Source organism: Rhodospirillum centenum SW, from assembly GCF_000016185.1.
In the GTDB taxonomy this organism is placed as follows: Bacteria; Pseudomonadota; Alphaproteobacteria; order Azospirillales; family Azospirillaceae; genus Rhodocista; species Rhodocista centena.
Window position 1 is genome coordinate 1,601,064 of record NC_011420.2, and the last position, 12,617, is coordinate 1,613,680.

The window sequence follows — 12,617 nt, forward strand, 5'->3', positions numbered from 1 at the left end:
TTCTCCTGGGCCTTCCAAAAATCCGCGGCGTTATATCCGCCCGATGTCCCCACGGCAACGCCCTTGTGGCGCGCGGACGGCCACGCAGCCCGCACCTTCTGCAAGCCGGCCCTGCGTGGTATGAGGCGGCATGCTGCATATCAACGACCTGACATACCGCATCGCCGGCCGTGTCCTGCTGGACAGGGCGACGGTCGCCATCCCGGACGGGCACAAGGTGGCGCTGGTCGGCCGCAACGGCACCGGCAAGTCCACCCTGCTGAAGCTGATCGCCGGCGAGCTGGCGCCCGACGCGGGCGAGATCACGCTGCCTGTCGGCACCCGCATGGGCTGGGTGCGGCAGGAGGCACCGGCCGGCGCCGCCAGCCTGCTGGAAACGGTGCTGGCCGCCGACGAGGAGCGCACGGCCCTGCTGCGCGAGGCGGAGCAGACCGGCGATCCCGTGCGCATCGCGGAGATCCACACGCGCCTTGCCGACATCGGCGCCCACGCGGCGGAGGCGCGGGCCGCCCGCATCCTCTCCGGCCTGGGCTTCGATGCCGAGGCGCAGCGGCGACCGTGCAGCGACTTCTCCGGCGGCTGGCGGATGCGCGTGGCGCTGGCCGGGGTGCTGTTCACGGAACCCGACCTGCTGCTGCTGGACGAGCCGACCAACCACCTGGACCTGGAGGCGACCCTCTGGCTGGAGGACTTCCTGAAGTCCTATCCGCACACGGTGCTGATCGTCAGCCACGACCGCAACCTGCTGAACCGGGTGCCGACAACCATCGTGCATCTGGACCAGCTCAGGCTGACCGCCTATGGCGGCAACTACGACGCCTTCGTGCGCACCCGCGCCATGAAGCTGGACCTGATGCGGGCGCAGGCGGCGAAGCAGGAGGTGCAGCGCCAGAACCTCCAGGCCTTCGTGGACCGCTTCCGCTTCAAGGCGTCGAAGGCGCGGCAGGCGCAGAGCAAGCTGAAGGCCATCGAGCGCCTGGGGCCGCGCATCCAGGTGATCGACGACACCCCGGTGCGTTTCGACTTCCCCTCCCCCGAGGAGCTGGCGCCGCCCCTGATGACGCTCGACGGGGCGGAGGTCGGCTATGACGGCCGCCCGGTGCTGCGCCGGCTGGACCTGCGAATCGACCAGGACGACCGCATCGCGCTGCTGGGCGCCAATGGCAACGGCAAGTCCACCCTGGTCAAGCTGCTGGCCGGGCGGCTGAAGCCCCTGACGGGCGAGGTCCGCCGCTCCTCCAAGGTGCGGATCGGCTACTTCGCGCAGCATCAGGCGGACGAACTGACCCTGGAGTGGACGGCGCTGCGCCAGATGCAGTCCTCCATGCCCGGCATCGCAGAGGAGAAGGTGCGCGCCCATCTGGGCCGCTTCGGCTTCAACCAGGCCAAGGCGGAGACGCGGATCGGCGACCTGTCCGGTGGCGAGAAGGCGAAGCTGCTGCTCGCCATCATGACCAAGGACGCGCCGCACATCCTGATGCTGGACGAGCCGACGAACCACCTGGACATCGACAGCCGCGAGGCCCTGGTGGAAGCACTGAACGACTATCAGGGCGCCGTCATCCTCATCAGCCATGATCCGCACCTGATCGAACTGACGGCCGACCGGCTCTGGCTCGTTGCGGCGGGCACAGTGCAGCCCTACGAAGGGGACATGGACGACTACCGCCGGCTGCTGCTGGACCAGCGCCGGGCGGAGGCGCGTGAAACCCGCGTGGACAGCGGTGCAGCCCTGCGCGGCCGCGATGCCCGCAAGGAAGAACGCCGCGCCGCGGCCGAGCTGCGGGCCCAGCTCGCCCCCCTGCGCCGCAAGGTGGACGAGGTGGAGAAGCGTCTGGCCCGGTTGACGGAGCGCCGCAACAAACTGGAAATGCAGCTTGCGGATCCCAAACTGTACGAGGGTCCGGCCGACAAGGTATCGAAGCTCCAGATCGAACTCGGCACGGTCGTCAAGGAAGTGGACTCAGCGGAACTGGAATGGCTGGATCTGTCCGAACAACTGGAACAGGCGCAGGCTGCCGGTTCCGCATAGGGCGGGTCGGCGTTTCCCCTCGCACGGATGCCGCCGGTCCCCGCTTCGCCTCGGGGAACCATCGGTGTTGTTCCGGGTTTGCGAGACCGTGCATGCGACGGTCAAACGATTGCATTGCAGCGGACACCGTGCCATCTCTCCTCACCGTCTTCACCCAATAACCCATCGGAAGGGCATCTCCCCAAATGCCGCTCGATCGTGCTGAGGCCGCCACGGCCGGCAAGGCGCCGCATCCCGCTTGGCTGTTCTTCAAGCGCTGGATGGCCAACCCGCTCACCATGGCGTCCATCACCCCGTCCTCCCCGGCCCTGGGGCGCCTGATCGCCAGGAACGTGCGTCGGGAACCCGACGAGGTGGTGGTGGAGTATGGCGGCGGAACCGGCCCCATCACGCGCTGCCTGCTGGAAGCCGGGATCCCGGCGTCGCGGCTGTTCACGGCGGAGATCGACCCGAACCTCGCCAACTACCTGCGTCGGCAGTTCCCCGACGTGACGATCCTGGAAGGCGATGTCCGCAACATCCGCCAGATGCTGCCGGAGCAGCACATCGGCAAGGTCGGCACCGTCGTCGTCGGCATCCCGATGATCCTGATCCCGCTGTCGGCGCAGCAGGTGATCGTGGACGAGATCTTCAAGATCATGCCGGAAGGCCGTTACTTCCTGGCCTACACCTACTCGACCGGCTCGCCGCTGAAGCACAAGGAACTGGGCATGAAGGCCCGGCGCGTCGGCTTCACCCTGGCGAACATCCCCCCGGCCCACGTCTGGGCCTATTCGCGCTGAGCCTGTTCCCGCTGACGGGCGGTCCCGTTCCCCGTGGCAGAAGGCGCCGGCTCCGGCGCCTTCTGCGTTTCGGGATCTTCCCGCACCTCATCAGCGCCCCGGCCCCGCAGCAGGTCAGCCCTTGCGGGGCGCCCGCGCCAGCAGCGCGTCGGTCAGCCCCGGCGGCAGCAGCGACAGGAACCACACCGCCGCCCAGGTCGGCCAGGGAAAGGCGATCCGCGCCCGGTTGCGCTCCAGCCCGCGGCGGATCAGCCGGGCCGCCCGCCCCGTCTCCATCAGGAACGGCATGGGGAAGCGGTTCACCGCCGTCATCCGGCTGACGACGAAACCGGGGCAGACGACGCTGACCTCCACCCCCGCCGCCGCGAGCGCACCGCGCAGCGACTCGCCGTAGAGCCGCACCGCCGCCTTCGAGGCACAGTAGGCCGGGGCACCGGGAAAGCCGCGGAAGCCGGCCAGCGAACTCATGAGCGCGATCTGCCCCCGCCGCCGCGCGACGAAGCGCGGGATCAGCGGTTGCACCGTGTTCAGCACGCCGTCCAGGTTGACCGCGAAGATGGCGCGGGCCTGGTCGTCGCTCTCCCCGCCGCTGCCGGTGCCGGCGGAGATGCCGGCATTGGCGATGGCGAGATCGACCGGCCGTTCCCCGTCCTGCGCCAGCAGCCAGTCCGCCAGCCCCTGCCGGTCGGTCACGTCGATCACGGCGGCGGCCACGTCCGCACCGCGGGTCCGGCAGGCCTCCGCCACCGCCTCCAGCCGGGTCCTGTCCCGCCCGGTCAGCAGCAGACGCCGCCCCGGTGCCGCGTAGTCCAGCGCCAGCGCCTCCCCGATGCCGCTGGACGCGCCGGTGATCAGGATGCATCCCGGGTCACGCATGGAACCTCCCGCTCCGTCCGATGATCGCCGCCATAAGCCCCATGCGCGGCTGCCAGCGCCCCAGGGCTTCGAATCCAAGTTAAGGGATGGCGGGGTTGAGGAGAGAGGCGAGGTAGTCGTCCGACCATCCGGCCATTTTTCGGCGCGTCTTGAGCGACTTTCGGTCGTTGGCTGCGCGGATGAGGTTGAGGGCGAAGTGGCGGACGACGGCCATGTTTTTGGCACCGTGGCCGGTTCGCAAGCGCGAGAGATCGTCCTTGAAGAGGACGTCGAGCACCCAGTGCAGCCTGTTCTCGATGCCCCAGTGCCCGCGGACGGCGTCGGCGGCGCGTTCGGCGGTGAGCGGGGCGGAGGAGATGAAGTAGCGGGTGTCGGTCCGCGTCCGGTCGCCGATGTGGGCTGTGGTGTGGACGCGGACGATGGCGGCGACGTCGGGCAGGCGCATCTCCCCAGGAAACCGGCGCGTGCCGGAGAGCCAGTCGACCTCACGGATCACGCTCACGTGGCGTTCTTCGACCCGGCCGTGCCCCTTGTCGAGGTCGTGGTGGTGGTCGGCGCCGTCGCCGACGGCGAACGCCACCTCGAGCTCCGCGCGCAGCGTGGGCTGGTTGGCCTTGACGGCGAGGAGGTAGTCGGCGCCCTGGCCCCGGATCGCGGCGGCGATGGTCGGGTTGGTGGCGATGGCGTCGATGGAGACGAGGGCGCCGGCCAACCCGCCGTTCTCGCCGAGCCGGTCGAGCAGCACCGGAATCGCCGCAAGCTCGTTGGCCTTGTCGGGGACCGCCTCCTGGGCGAGCACCAGGCGGGAGGTCGTCGCGAAGGCGGATACGAGGTGGATCGGCGCGGTCCCGGCGCGGCGGTCGTGGCTACGCCGCGAGGTCTTGCCGTCGATGGCGACGAAGTCGGCCCGCCCCGGAAAGGTCGCACGTACCCACGCGGTGAAGGCGGCCGAGAACAGCGCCGGATCGATCCGGTTCATCAGGATCGTCAGCCACCGCTCGCCGGGAACGCCGTGCGCGTAGGGCAGATGCCGACGCAGGAACGGCAGGTGCGCCGCACCCCAGGCCGCGATGTTCTCGTAGTCGTCGCAGTCCGCCATCGTGCCGCACACCACCAAAAGCAGGATCTCCGGCAGCGGATGCAGGATCCGCCGCTCATCCCGCGGGTCCTCTATCCGGCTGAAATGCTCCAAAAGCACCCGAAGCCGCGACTTCGAACCCCAATCGTCCTCGTCCATGACGCCGATCCCGTGCCGTCCGATAACACCGGCCCACAGAATCAGCAGTTCCGCAATCTGTCACCCGCTGTCACATGAGTTCAGTGCCCTGGCCAGCGCCCGCCGCGGCTTGTTGGCTGCCGACCCGCGGGCTATAACCGCGCCAACCGATGCGCCCGGCGCGTTCCCCGAAAGCAGTATCCCGAGAGACCGTTGCCAGCCAACAGCCCCGCTCCCGCCGCCGCCACGAAGGCTCCCGTGCCGCAGGCTCCCGCCCCGCAGGCGATCGTCAGCATGACCGGCTTCGCCCGGGCCGACGGCGCGCTGGCCGGCACGCACTGGACGGTCGAGGTGAAGAGCGTCAACGGCCGGGCCCTGGATGTCCGCTGCCGCCTGCCGGGCGGCTTCGACGCGCTGGAGGCACCGGCACGGGCGGAGATCACGCGGCAGCTCAAGCGCGGCAACGTCTCGCTGACCCTCAGTGTCGTGCGCGCCCAGGCGGGGGCGCCGATGCGCCTGAACCGGGAGCTTCTGGCCCAGGTCGTCCAGCTTGCCCGCGAGATCGAGGGGGCCGGTGCTGCACCGCCACGGATCGACGCCCTGCTGGCGGTGCGCGGCATCCTGGAGCCGGTCGAGGAGCAGGAGACGGAGGAAGGGCGCGCCGCCCTGGAGGAGGCCGTGGCCGCCAGCATCGCCCAGGCCGTCGCCCGTCTGGCCACGGCCCGCGCCGATGAGGGCCGGCATCTGGCTGGCGTACTGGCAGGGCAGATCGACACCATCGAGACCCTGACCCGTGCCGCCTCGCAGGTCGCCTCGCTGCAACCCGAGGCGCTGCGCTCACGGCTGCGCCAGCAGCTCCAGGCCTTGCTGGAGGCGCTGCCGGCACTGCCGGAGGAACGGCTGGCGCAGGAAGCGGCCCTGCTGATCGCCAAGGCCGACGTGCGCGAGGAACTGGACCGGTTGCGCGCCCATGTCGCCCAGGCGCGCGCGCTGATGAAGGAAGGCGGGGCCGTCGGACGCCGGCTGGACTTCCTCTGTCAGGAGTTCAACCGCGAGGCCAACACCCTCTGTTCCAAGTCCGCCGACGTGGAGCTGACCCGGATCGGGCTGGAACTCAAGGCGACGATCGAGCAGTTCCGCGAACAGGTCCAGAACATCGAATAGGCTGCCGCCGGCGACGGCGCGTGCCCAGGACACCGCACCCCGAGTCCCCGGTCCCCCGGGATTTCCGCTTCCGAGTCCCTGTTCCCAAGACACCGCTTCCGAGACGCCGCCCATGTCCAGCACCGCCCTGACGTCCGACTCGACCGCCGACCGCATCCGGCGTCGCGGCCTGATGCTCGTGCTCTCCTCCCCCTCCGGGGCGGGAAAGACCACCATCTCCCGCCGGCTGCTGGAGCAGAATCCCGATGTCGCCATGTCGGTGTCGGTCACCACGCGGCAGAAGCGGCCGGGCGAGGTGCATGGCCGGGACTACTTCTTCATCGACCCGGCCGAATTCAACCTGATGGTCAACCGCGGGCAGCTTCTGGAATACGCCAAGGTTTTCGACAACTACTACGGCACCCCCCGGGAGGCGGTGGAGCAGTCGCTCCGAGGTGGGCACGACGTGCTGTTCGACATCGACTGGCAGGGCACCCAGCAGCTGCGCGAGACGGCGCGCACGGACCTCGTAAGCGTCTTCATCCTGCCGCCCTCGGCGCACGAGCTGGAGCGGCGGCTCACCACCCGGGCCCAGGACAGCGCCGAGGAGATCGCCCGCCGCATGGCGAAGGCGAACGACGAGATGAGCCACTGGTCGGAATACGACTACGTCATCGTCAACCACGACATCGACGACTCGGTCATCGCCATCCAGGGCATCCTCGACACCGAGCGCCTGAAGCGCGAGCGTCAGGTCGGGCTCAGCGAGTTCGTGCGCGGGCTCCAGGCCGGGTTCTGATCCCGGGAGGGCTGCCCCCTCGCCCCCTCAGCGGCGCAGCGCCTTCGCCAGCGTGACGAAGCCGGCCACGTCCACCTCCTCCGCCCGGGAGGTCGGGGCGATGCCCACCGACTCCAGCAGCGGCTCCGGCTCCCGCACGACGGATTTCAGGCTGGCCCGCAGCATCTTGCGGCGCTGCCCGAAGGCGGCGGCGACCAGGGCCTCCATGGTGCGGAAATCGGGATCGTCCGCCGGCCGCGCGCGCGGGGTCAGGTGCGCGATGGCACTGTCCACCCGCGGCGGCGGCGTGAAGGCCCGCGCCGGCACGTCGAACAGGATGCGGCAGTCGGCCAGCCACTGGCACATCACGGCCAGCCGGCCATAGGCTTCCGTCCGCGGCCGGGCGACGATGCGCTCCGCCACCTCCTTCTGAAACATCAGCGTCAGCGAGCGGTATTCCGCGATCCGCTTCAGCCAGCCGATCAGGAGCGGCGTGCCGACATTGTAGGGCAGATTGGAGATCACGGCCCGCGGCGCCGGCACCAGATCGACCGGATCGACCGTCAGCGCGTCCGCCTCCACCAGCCGCAGCCGGCCGTCCGCCGCGGCCATCACATCGGCCAGGGCCGCGGCGAAGCGGCTGTCCCGCTCCACCGCCACCACTTCGCGGGCGGCACTCTCGACCAGGGCGCGGGTCAGCCCGCCGGGGCCGGGACCGACCTCGACGACAGCGACGCCCGAGAGGTCGCCCGCCTCCCGCACGATGCGGCGGGTCAGGTTCAGATCCAGCAGGAAGTGCTGGCCCAGCGCCTTGCGGGCACCAAGCCCGTGCTCCGCGATCACGTCGCGCAGCGGCGGCAGATGCGACAGGTCCGCCATCACGGCATCTCCCCGTCCTGCCGGGCGGTGCGGCGGGCGGCGATACGCTCTGCCGTGTGCAGCGCCGCGATCAGGCTGGAGGCGCTGGCGGTGCCCGTGCCGGCGATGCCGAGCGCGGTGCCGTGGTCGGGCGAGGTGCGGACGAAGGGCAGCCCGAGCGTGATGTTCACGCCCGTCTCGAAATCCAGGGTCTTCAAGGGAATCAGGGCCTGATCGTGGTACATGCAGACGACCGCGTCATAGCGGCTGCGGGCGGCGGGATGGAACAGGGTGTCGGCCGGGGACGGCCCCTCGACGTGGATGCCGGCGGTCCGCAGCGCGGCGACGGCCGGGGCGATGACCTCGATCTCCTCCCGGCCCAGGCTGCCGGACTCGCCGGCATGCGGGTTCAGGGCGGCGACCGCGAGCCGGGGCCGCGCCACACCGAAGTCTGCCGTGAGCCCGGCCGCCGTGGCCGTCGCCACGCGGACGATGCCCGCGGTGGAAAGCGCCGCCGGCACGTCCTTCAGCGGGATGTGGATGGTCGCCAGCACGACGCGCAGGCCCCCGCCCTCCAGCAGCATCACCGGCTCATCGGCCTGCCCGGCGAGGTGGGCGAGGTATTCGGTGTGGCCGGGCCAGCGGAAACCCGTGGCGTAGAGCGCGCTCTTCTGGATCGGATTGGTGACGACGCCCGCCGCCCGCCCCTCCCGGCAGAGGGCCACGGCACGGTCGATGCTCTCCAGCACCGCCGGCCCGTTCGCCGGGTCCGGCTGGCCGTAGCGGACCGGAACCCGCAGCGCCACGGGCAGCACCGGCAGCGCCGAGCCGAACAGAGCGGGCGCTTCAGCCGGGTCAGCGACCGTGACCAGCGGCACGTCCCAGCCCAGGCTGCCGGCCAGCGCCGCGAGGCGCGCCGGATCGTCGAGCAGGACGAACGGCGGCACGGCCCGGTCGGTGCGGACCCGCCAGGCGGCGAGCGCGATCTCCCCGCCGATCCCGGCCGGCTCCCCCATGGTCAGGGCGAGCGGCCGGCCTGACGGTCGGTCTCCGCTCACAGGCGGTATTCGATGGTCGCGTCGCGGCGCAGATCGCGCAGGTAGCGCCGCTGCAGCATCTCGATCCGCTCGCCGGCGATGGCGTCGCGCACCTGGTCGGCGGGCGGGATGCTGCCCTCCGGAACCATCCGGTCGCAGACCATGAGGATCATGATGCCGCGGTCGGTAAGGAAGGGCTGCGTCGGGGTACCGACACCCAGGGCGCCGACGATACTGGAAATCTCAGCCGGCAGGTCGCCGAGCCGGGTCAGGGGCGCCTGTCCCTGCTGGGCGCCGGGGATGCGCTGCGCCGCAGCCGACAGGGCGTCGCAGCTCGCCGCTTCCTGCGCGATCTGGCGGGCGGCCTCCAGGCCGGCCTCCGGGTTGGCCGGGTCCGCCGGCAGGACAAGCTGGCCGACCGCCACCTGGATATCCGCCGGGTTGCCGGCGGCCACGGCGCGCTGATCGCGGAGCCAGAGGATGTGGTAGCCGTTCACGCCGCGGATCGGGCGGGAGAACTGGCCGGGCTGGAGCTGCTGCACCGCCGTGTCCAGCGCCTGTTCGAGCTGGCCCTGCTGGAGCCAGCCCAGGTCGCCGCCGGTGAAGGCGCCGGCCGACTGGCTGAACTGGCGGGCGACGGCCCCGAAATTGGCGCCGCCGGCGATCTGCTCGACCAGCCGGTCGGCCAGACGGCTGACCTCGGCCTCGTTGGCGTCGTCGTCCACGGCGAGGAAGATTTCCGACACCAGATATTCGGGCTTGCCGGCGTTGGCCTTGATGCGTTCGAGCTGGGCCTGGACCTCGTCGTCGCTGACGCTGACGGTGGGGCGGATGCGCCGCTGCACCAGACGGCTCCAGGCGACGCTGGCCAGCAACTGCTGGCGCAGCGAGGCGACAGGGACGCCCGACGCATCAAGAAGGCGCTGGAACTCCCCCAGCGACAGGCGGTTCTGCTGCGCCAGATTCTCCAGCGCGCGGTCGATGTCCTGTTCGGTGACGCGGATCTCCAGCCGCCGCGCCTCCTGGATCTGAAGCACCTCGTCGATCAGCAGACGCAGCACCTGCGGCAGCAGGCGCTGCCGCGTCTCCGGCGTGTCGGGCAGGCCGGAGGAGGAGAGCGCCATCTGCAGGCGGTTCATCAGGTCCGACATCGAGATGACCTCCTCGTTCACGAGGGCGGCCGCTCGTTCCACCGGCCCCTGCCCCTGCGCCGCGGCCGGCCGGCCCGCGAGGAGCACGCCGGCGCACAGCAGGACGCCGCAGAGGGCAGCGGCGGTCGGGAGATGCCGGACAAGGGACTGCCGGAGGGTGCGGATCATGGCGTATCGGCTCAGCGCTGGTGTCGTGGGGGACTTATAGACGGTTGCGCCCGCGCGGCAAAGCGCGCCGGGTCGGGCCGGACGGGATCATCCGTCCTCCAGATGCAACAGTGCCGCCGCCCCCAGCATGACGCTCACCCCGGCCGGGGCCCAGGCCGCCAGCAGCACCGGAATGGTGCCGGACATGCCGAGGGCCAGCACGATGTCCTGCATCACGAACAGGAGCAGGGCCGCGGCAATGCCCAGCGCGATCAGCGTCAGCGCGCCGCCGCGCCGGACCTGGCGCATGGCGAAGGCCGCGGCCAGCAGGATCATGGCGCAGAGCAGCACCGGCTGCGCCAGCAGCGAATGCCAGTGCAGGCGGTGCCGGACGGAGGACAGGCCCGTCGCCTCAAGCGTGGCGATGAAGCCCGGCAGTTCCCAGAAGGACAGGGTGTCGGGCGAGGCGAAGGCTTCCTGGATCTTCTGTTCCGTCAGCTCGGTCGGCAGGCGGTAGGCGGGCAGGAACTCCCCCACCCGGCCGGGCCGGTTGAACCAGGCGTCGCGCAACTCCCAGAAGCCATCGCGCAGGGTGGCCGAGGCAGCGTCGAAACGGCCGGACACCTGTCCGTCGCTTTCGTTCAGCAACACCATCACCTGCCGCAGTTCCAGCGTGCCGGGCACGATCGCATCGGCATGGATCAGGTAGGCCTGGGGCTCCCCGACCTGACGCAGCCAGATCCCGGATTCCGCCACGTCCAGCGAGGATTTCATGCCGCGCAGATAGCGGTTCTCCAACTGCTCGTAGCGGCCCAGCATGGCCGAGAAGATCGGGTTCAGCACCCCGACCAGGGTCATGCCGATCAGGAACGTGGCCGTCAGCACGGGCGCCATGAACTGCCAGACGGAGATGCCGGAGGCACGCACCACCACCAGCTCCTGCGTCCGGGTCAGACGCCAGAAGGTGTACATGCCGCCGAACAGCACGACGAAGGGCACGATTTCCTGCCCGATCTCCGGCAGCTTCAGCAGGCCCATGGTCAGCACGATCTGGAAGGCCGCATCCGGCTTGTTCGCGGCACGGCGCAGCAGCTCGACCGTGTCCAGCAGGTAGACGATCGCCAGCATGCCGCCCAGGATCGCCAGGAACCAGAGCACGAACTGACGGCCGATGTAGAGGGAAAGGGTCGCGGACAGACGCATCCGGGTCACTCCGCCGGAACGGTGCGGGTCAGGGCCCGGCGGACCGCCCGCCAGCGGACCATGTACCAGAGGGCAGCCGCGGCGGGCAGAAGCACCGCCCCGTAGAGCAACGGCGTCAGGGCCGGATTCTTGCCCACGAGGTTGGAGATGCCGAGCACGGCACTCTGCAGCACCAGCGCCCCGACCGCCGCCAGGGCGATGCGGCGCCCCTGACCGCGGCGGGAGAACTCGCCCGGCAGCAGTGCCGCCAGCCCGACCGCCGTGAAGGCCAGCGGCAGCAGCGGCGTGGCCAGCCGTGAATGCAGCTCGGCCCGCAGGCGGCCGAAGAACTGGCGGTCCAGCGGATCGTCGGTCAGGTTGACGAGGTCGCGCAGGCTGCGTTCCCGCGGCTCGATCCAGCGGGGGCCCAGCTCCTTGCGCAGGGCCTGGAGGTCTACGGTGTAGCGGGCGAACTCCAGCCATTCCGTCCGGCCGTCGTCCTGGTGGAACTTGATCTGGGTGCCGTTGAAGACGACAACGTGGGGCACGTCGTCCACCTCGACCAGACGCCCCCGCTCCGCCACCACGGTGGTGGCGACGCCCGGGCTGCGCAGATCGTGGATCAGCAGGCCCGACAGCGCCCCCTCGCGGCCGCGCTCGCGGACATAGACGGTCAGGCCGGTGCCGACATCGTTGAAGGTGCCTTCCCGGAGCAGCACGGCCGAGACATCGCTGCGCACGGCCTGCCGCAGCCGCACCAGCTCGCGCTGGGCCGCAGGGCCGGCGAACAGGGTCAGGGTGTAGCAGAGCAGCGCGACGACGGCCGCCAGGATCAGGGCCGGCCGGGCCAACGCCATGGGGCTGAGCCCGGCGGCGCGCATCACCACAAGCTCGCTGTCCATGATCAGCCGGTTGTAGGTGAACAGCACCGCGGCCAGCAGCCCGACCGGCAGGATCAGCGACAGGAAGGTGGGGAAGGTCAGCAGCGCCAGCCGGAAGAAGATTCCCAGCGAAGCGCCCCCTTCCACCACCATCTCCACCAGCCGCAGCGACTGGGTCAGCCAGATGGCGGCCGACAGGCCCGCCGTGACGAACACGGTGGCGACAGCCAGATTGCGCAGGAGGTATCGGTCGATCTGATTCATGGCTCCTGCGGGGACCGGCTTCGCGCCGGCCGGCGGAGGGTTCCGGTGGACGGCATCCGGGGCGATGACGGCCGCTCTATCCGACGATTGGGACGGCATCGTGGCGCGCCGGCGTGCTGCCGCCGCGCCTGCTGCCGCTGCCCGTTCCGGCGTGCCGCTTCCCCGGGCCCTCTTGCTTGACACCGCTCGGAGGGTGTTCTTTATCGACTCCCACGGCATGAGACAACAGCGGGGCAAGCAGGTCCCCCATCCGGCCCGGCGCCCCCTCCC

Annotated in this window: 11 protein-coding genes; 4 read left to right on the forward strand and 7 right to left on the reverse strand. The window is 70.6% G+C overall.

Annotated elements, in window-relative coordinates; genetic code table 11:
• Positions 1-130 precede the first annotated feature (130 nt).
• Together RC1_RS07445 and RC1_RS07450 are read left to right on the forward strand one after the other, a co-directional pair.
• Positions 131-2,032, forward strand: coding sequence for an ABC-F family ATP-binding cassette domain-containing protein (locus tag RC1_RS07445; RefSeq protein ID WP_012566744.1), 1,902 nt, complete (start codon positions 131-133; stop codon positions 2,030-2,032).
• 185 nt (positions 2,033-2,217) lie between these two features.
• Positions 2,218-2,814, forward strand: coding sequence for a class I SAM-dependent methyltransferase (locus RC1_RS07450; protein WP_012566745.1), 597 nt, complete (start codon positions 2,218-2,220; stop codon positions 2,812-2,814).
• Positions 2,815-2,928: 114 nt separating this feature from the next.
• Here the strand turns inward: RC1_RS07450 and RC1_RS07455 are convergent, their stop codons facing one another.
• A complete protein-coding gene (locus tag RC1_RS07455) occupies positions 2,929-3,690 on the reverse strand; it encodes an SDR family NAD(P)-dependent oxidoreductase (protein ID WP_012566746.1) in 762 nt (253 codons plus the stop codon).
• A gap of 79 nt (positions 3,691-3,769) precedes the next feature.
• Complete coding sequence (locus RC1_RS07460; RefSeq protein ID WP_012566211.1) at positions 3,770-4,927, reverse strand: ISAs1-like element ISRce1 family transposase; 1,158 nt, start codon at positions 4,925-4,927, stop codon at positions 3,770-3,772.
• A 273-nt stretch (positions 4,928-5,200) separates the two neighbouring features.
• Here RC1_RS07460 and RC1_RS07465 point away from each other — a divergent pair, with 273 nt between their 5' ends.
• Together RC1_RS07465 and gmk are read left to right on the forward strand one after the other, a co-directional pair.
• The gene (locus tag RC1_RS07465; protein ID WP_041786171.1) at positions 5,201-6,070 is read left to right on the forward strand and encodes a YicC/YloC family endoribonuclease; all 870 of its coding nucleotides are present in this window, start codon (positions 5,201-5,203) and stop codon (positions 6,068-6,070) included.
• 112 nt (positions 6,071-6,182) lie between these two features.
• Entirely contained in the window at positions 6,183-6,848 is a 666-nt protein-coding gene (gene gmk / locus RC1_RS07470) for a guanylate kinase (protein ID WP_012566748.1), read from the forward strand.
• A 27-nt stretch (positions 6,849-6,875) separates the two neighbouring features.
• Here gmk and rsmA read toward each other — a convergent pair whose 3' ends face one another.
• The 5 genes from rsmA to lptF all read right to left on the reverse strand — a co-directional run bounded on the left by rsmA (position 6,876) and on the right by lptF (position 12,347).
• Positions 6,876-7,706, reverse strand: coding sequence for a 16S rRNA (adenine(1518)-N(6)/adenine(1519)-N(6))-dimethyltransferase RsmA (gene rsmA, locus RC1_RS07475; protein WP_012566749.1), 831 nt, complete (start codon positions 7,704-7,706; stop codon positions 6,876-6,878).
• Positions 7,706-8,743: a 4-hydroxythreonine-4-phosphate dehydrogenase PdxA gene (gene pdxA / locus RC1_RS07480; RefSeq protein ID WP_012566750.1), complete on the reverse strand. Its 1,038-nt coding sequence runs from the start codon at positions 8,741-8,743 to the stop codon at positions 7,706-7,708. Before pdxA ends, rsmA begins: the two co-directional genes overlap by 1 nt.
• A complete protein-coding gene (locus RC1_RS07485; protein ID WP_012566751.1) occupies positions 8,740-10,041 on the reverse strand; it encodes a peptidylprolyl isomerase in 1,302 nt (433 codons plus the stop codon). The genes pdxA and RC1_RS07485 overlap by 4 nt, the downstream gene beginning before the upstream one ends.
• Positions 10,042-10,128: 87 nt before the next feature.
• Positions 10,129-11,223, reverse strand: coding sequence for an LPS export ABC transporter permease LptG (lptG, locus tag RC1_RS07490; RefSeq protein ID WP_012566752.1), 1,095 nt, complete (start codon positions 11,221-11,223; stop codon positions 10,129-10,131).
• Between the two features lie 5 nt (positions 11,224-11,228).
• Positions 11,229-12,347 carry an LPS export ABC transporter permease LptF gene (gene lptF / locus RC1_RS07495; RefSeq protein WP_012566753.1) on the reverse strand — a complete coding sequence of 373 codons (1,119 nt, stop codon included), beginning with the start codon at positions 12,345-12,347 and terminating at the stop codon, positions 11,229-11,231.
• Between the last annotated feature and the right edge of the window lie 270 nt (positions 12,348-12,617).

What these genes read in the sequence shown, in the direction of transcription:
- RC1_RS07455 (WP_012566746.1), bottom strand. Translation starts at nt 3,690, where the DNA reads ATGCGTGACCCGGGATGCATCCTGATCACCGGCGCGTCCAGCGGCATC.
- lptG (WP_012566752.1), bottom strand. Translation starts at nt 11,223, where the DNA reads ATGCGTCTGTCCGCGACCCTTTCCCTCTACATCGGCCGTCAGTTCGTG.
- RC1_RS07465 (WP_041786171.1), top strand. Translation starts at nt 5,201, where the DNA reads ATGACCGGCTTCGCCCGGGCCGACGGCGCGCTGGCCGGCACGCACTGG.
- RC1_RS07450 (WP_012566745.1), top strand. Translation starts at nt 2,218, where the DNA reads ATGCCGCTCGATCGTGCTGAGGCCGCCACGGCCGGCAAGGCGCCGCAT.
- RC1_RS07485 (WP_012566751.1), bottom strand. Translation starts at nt 10,041, where the DNA reads ATGATCCGCACCCTCCGGCAGTCCCTTGTCCGGCATCTCCCGACCGCC.
- RC1_RS07460 (WP_012566211.1), bottom strand. Translation starts at nt 4,927, where the DNA reads ATGGACGAGGACGATTGGGGTTCGAAGTCGCGGCTTCGGGTGCTTTTG.
- RC1_RS07445 (WP_012566744.1), top strand. Translation starts at nt 131, where the DNA reads ATGCTGCATATCAACGACCTGACATACCGCATCGCCGGCCGTGTCCTG.
- rsmA (WP_012566749.1), bottom strand. Translation starts at nt 7,706, where the DNA reads ATGGCGGACCTGTCGCATCTGCCGCCGCTGCGCGACGTGATCGCGGAG.
- lptF (WP_012566753.1), bottom strand. Translation starts at nt 12,347, where the DNA reads ATGAATCAGATCGACCGATACCTCCTGCGCAATCTGGCTGTCGCCACC.
- gmk (WP_012566748.1), top strand. Translation starts at nt 6,183, where the DNA reads ATGTCCAGCACCGCCCTGACGTCCGACTCGACCGCCGACCGCATCCGG.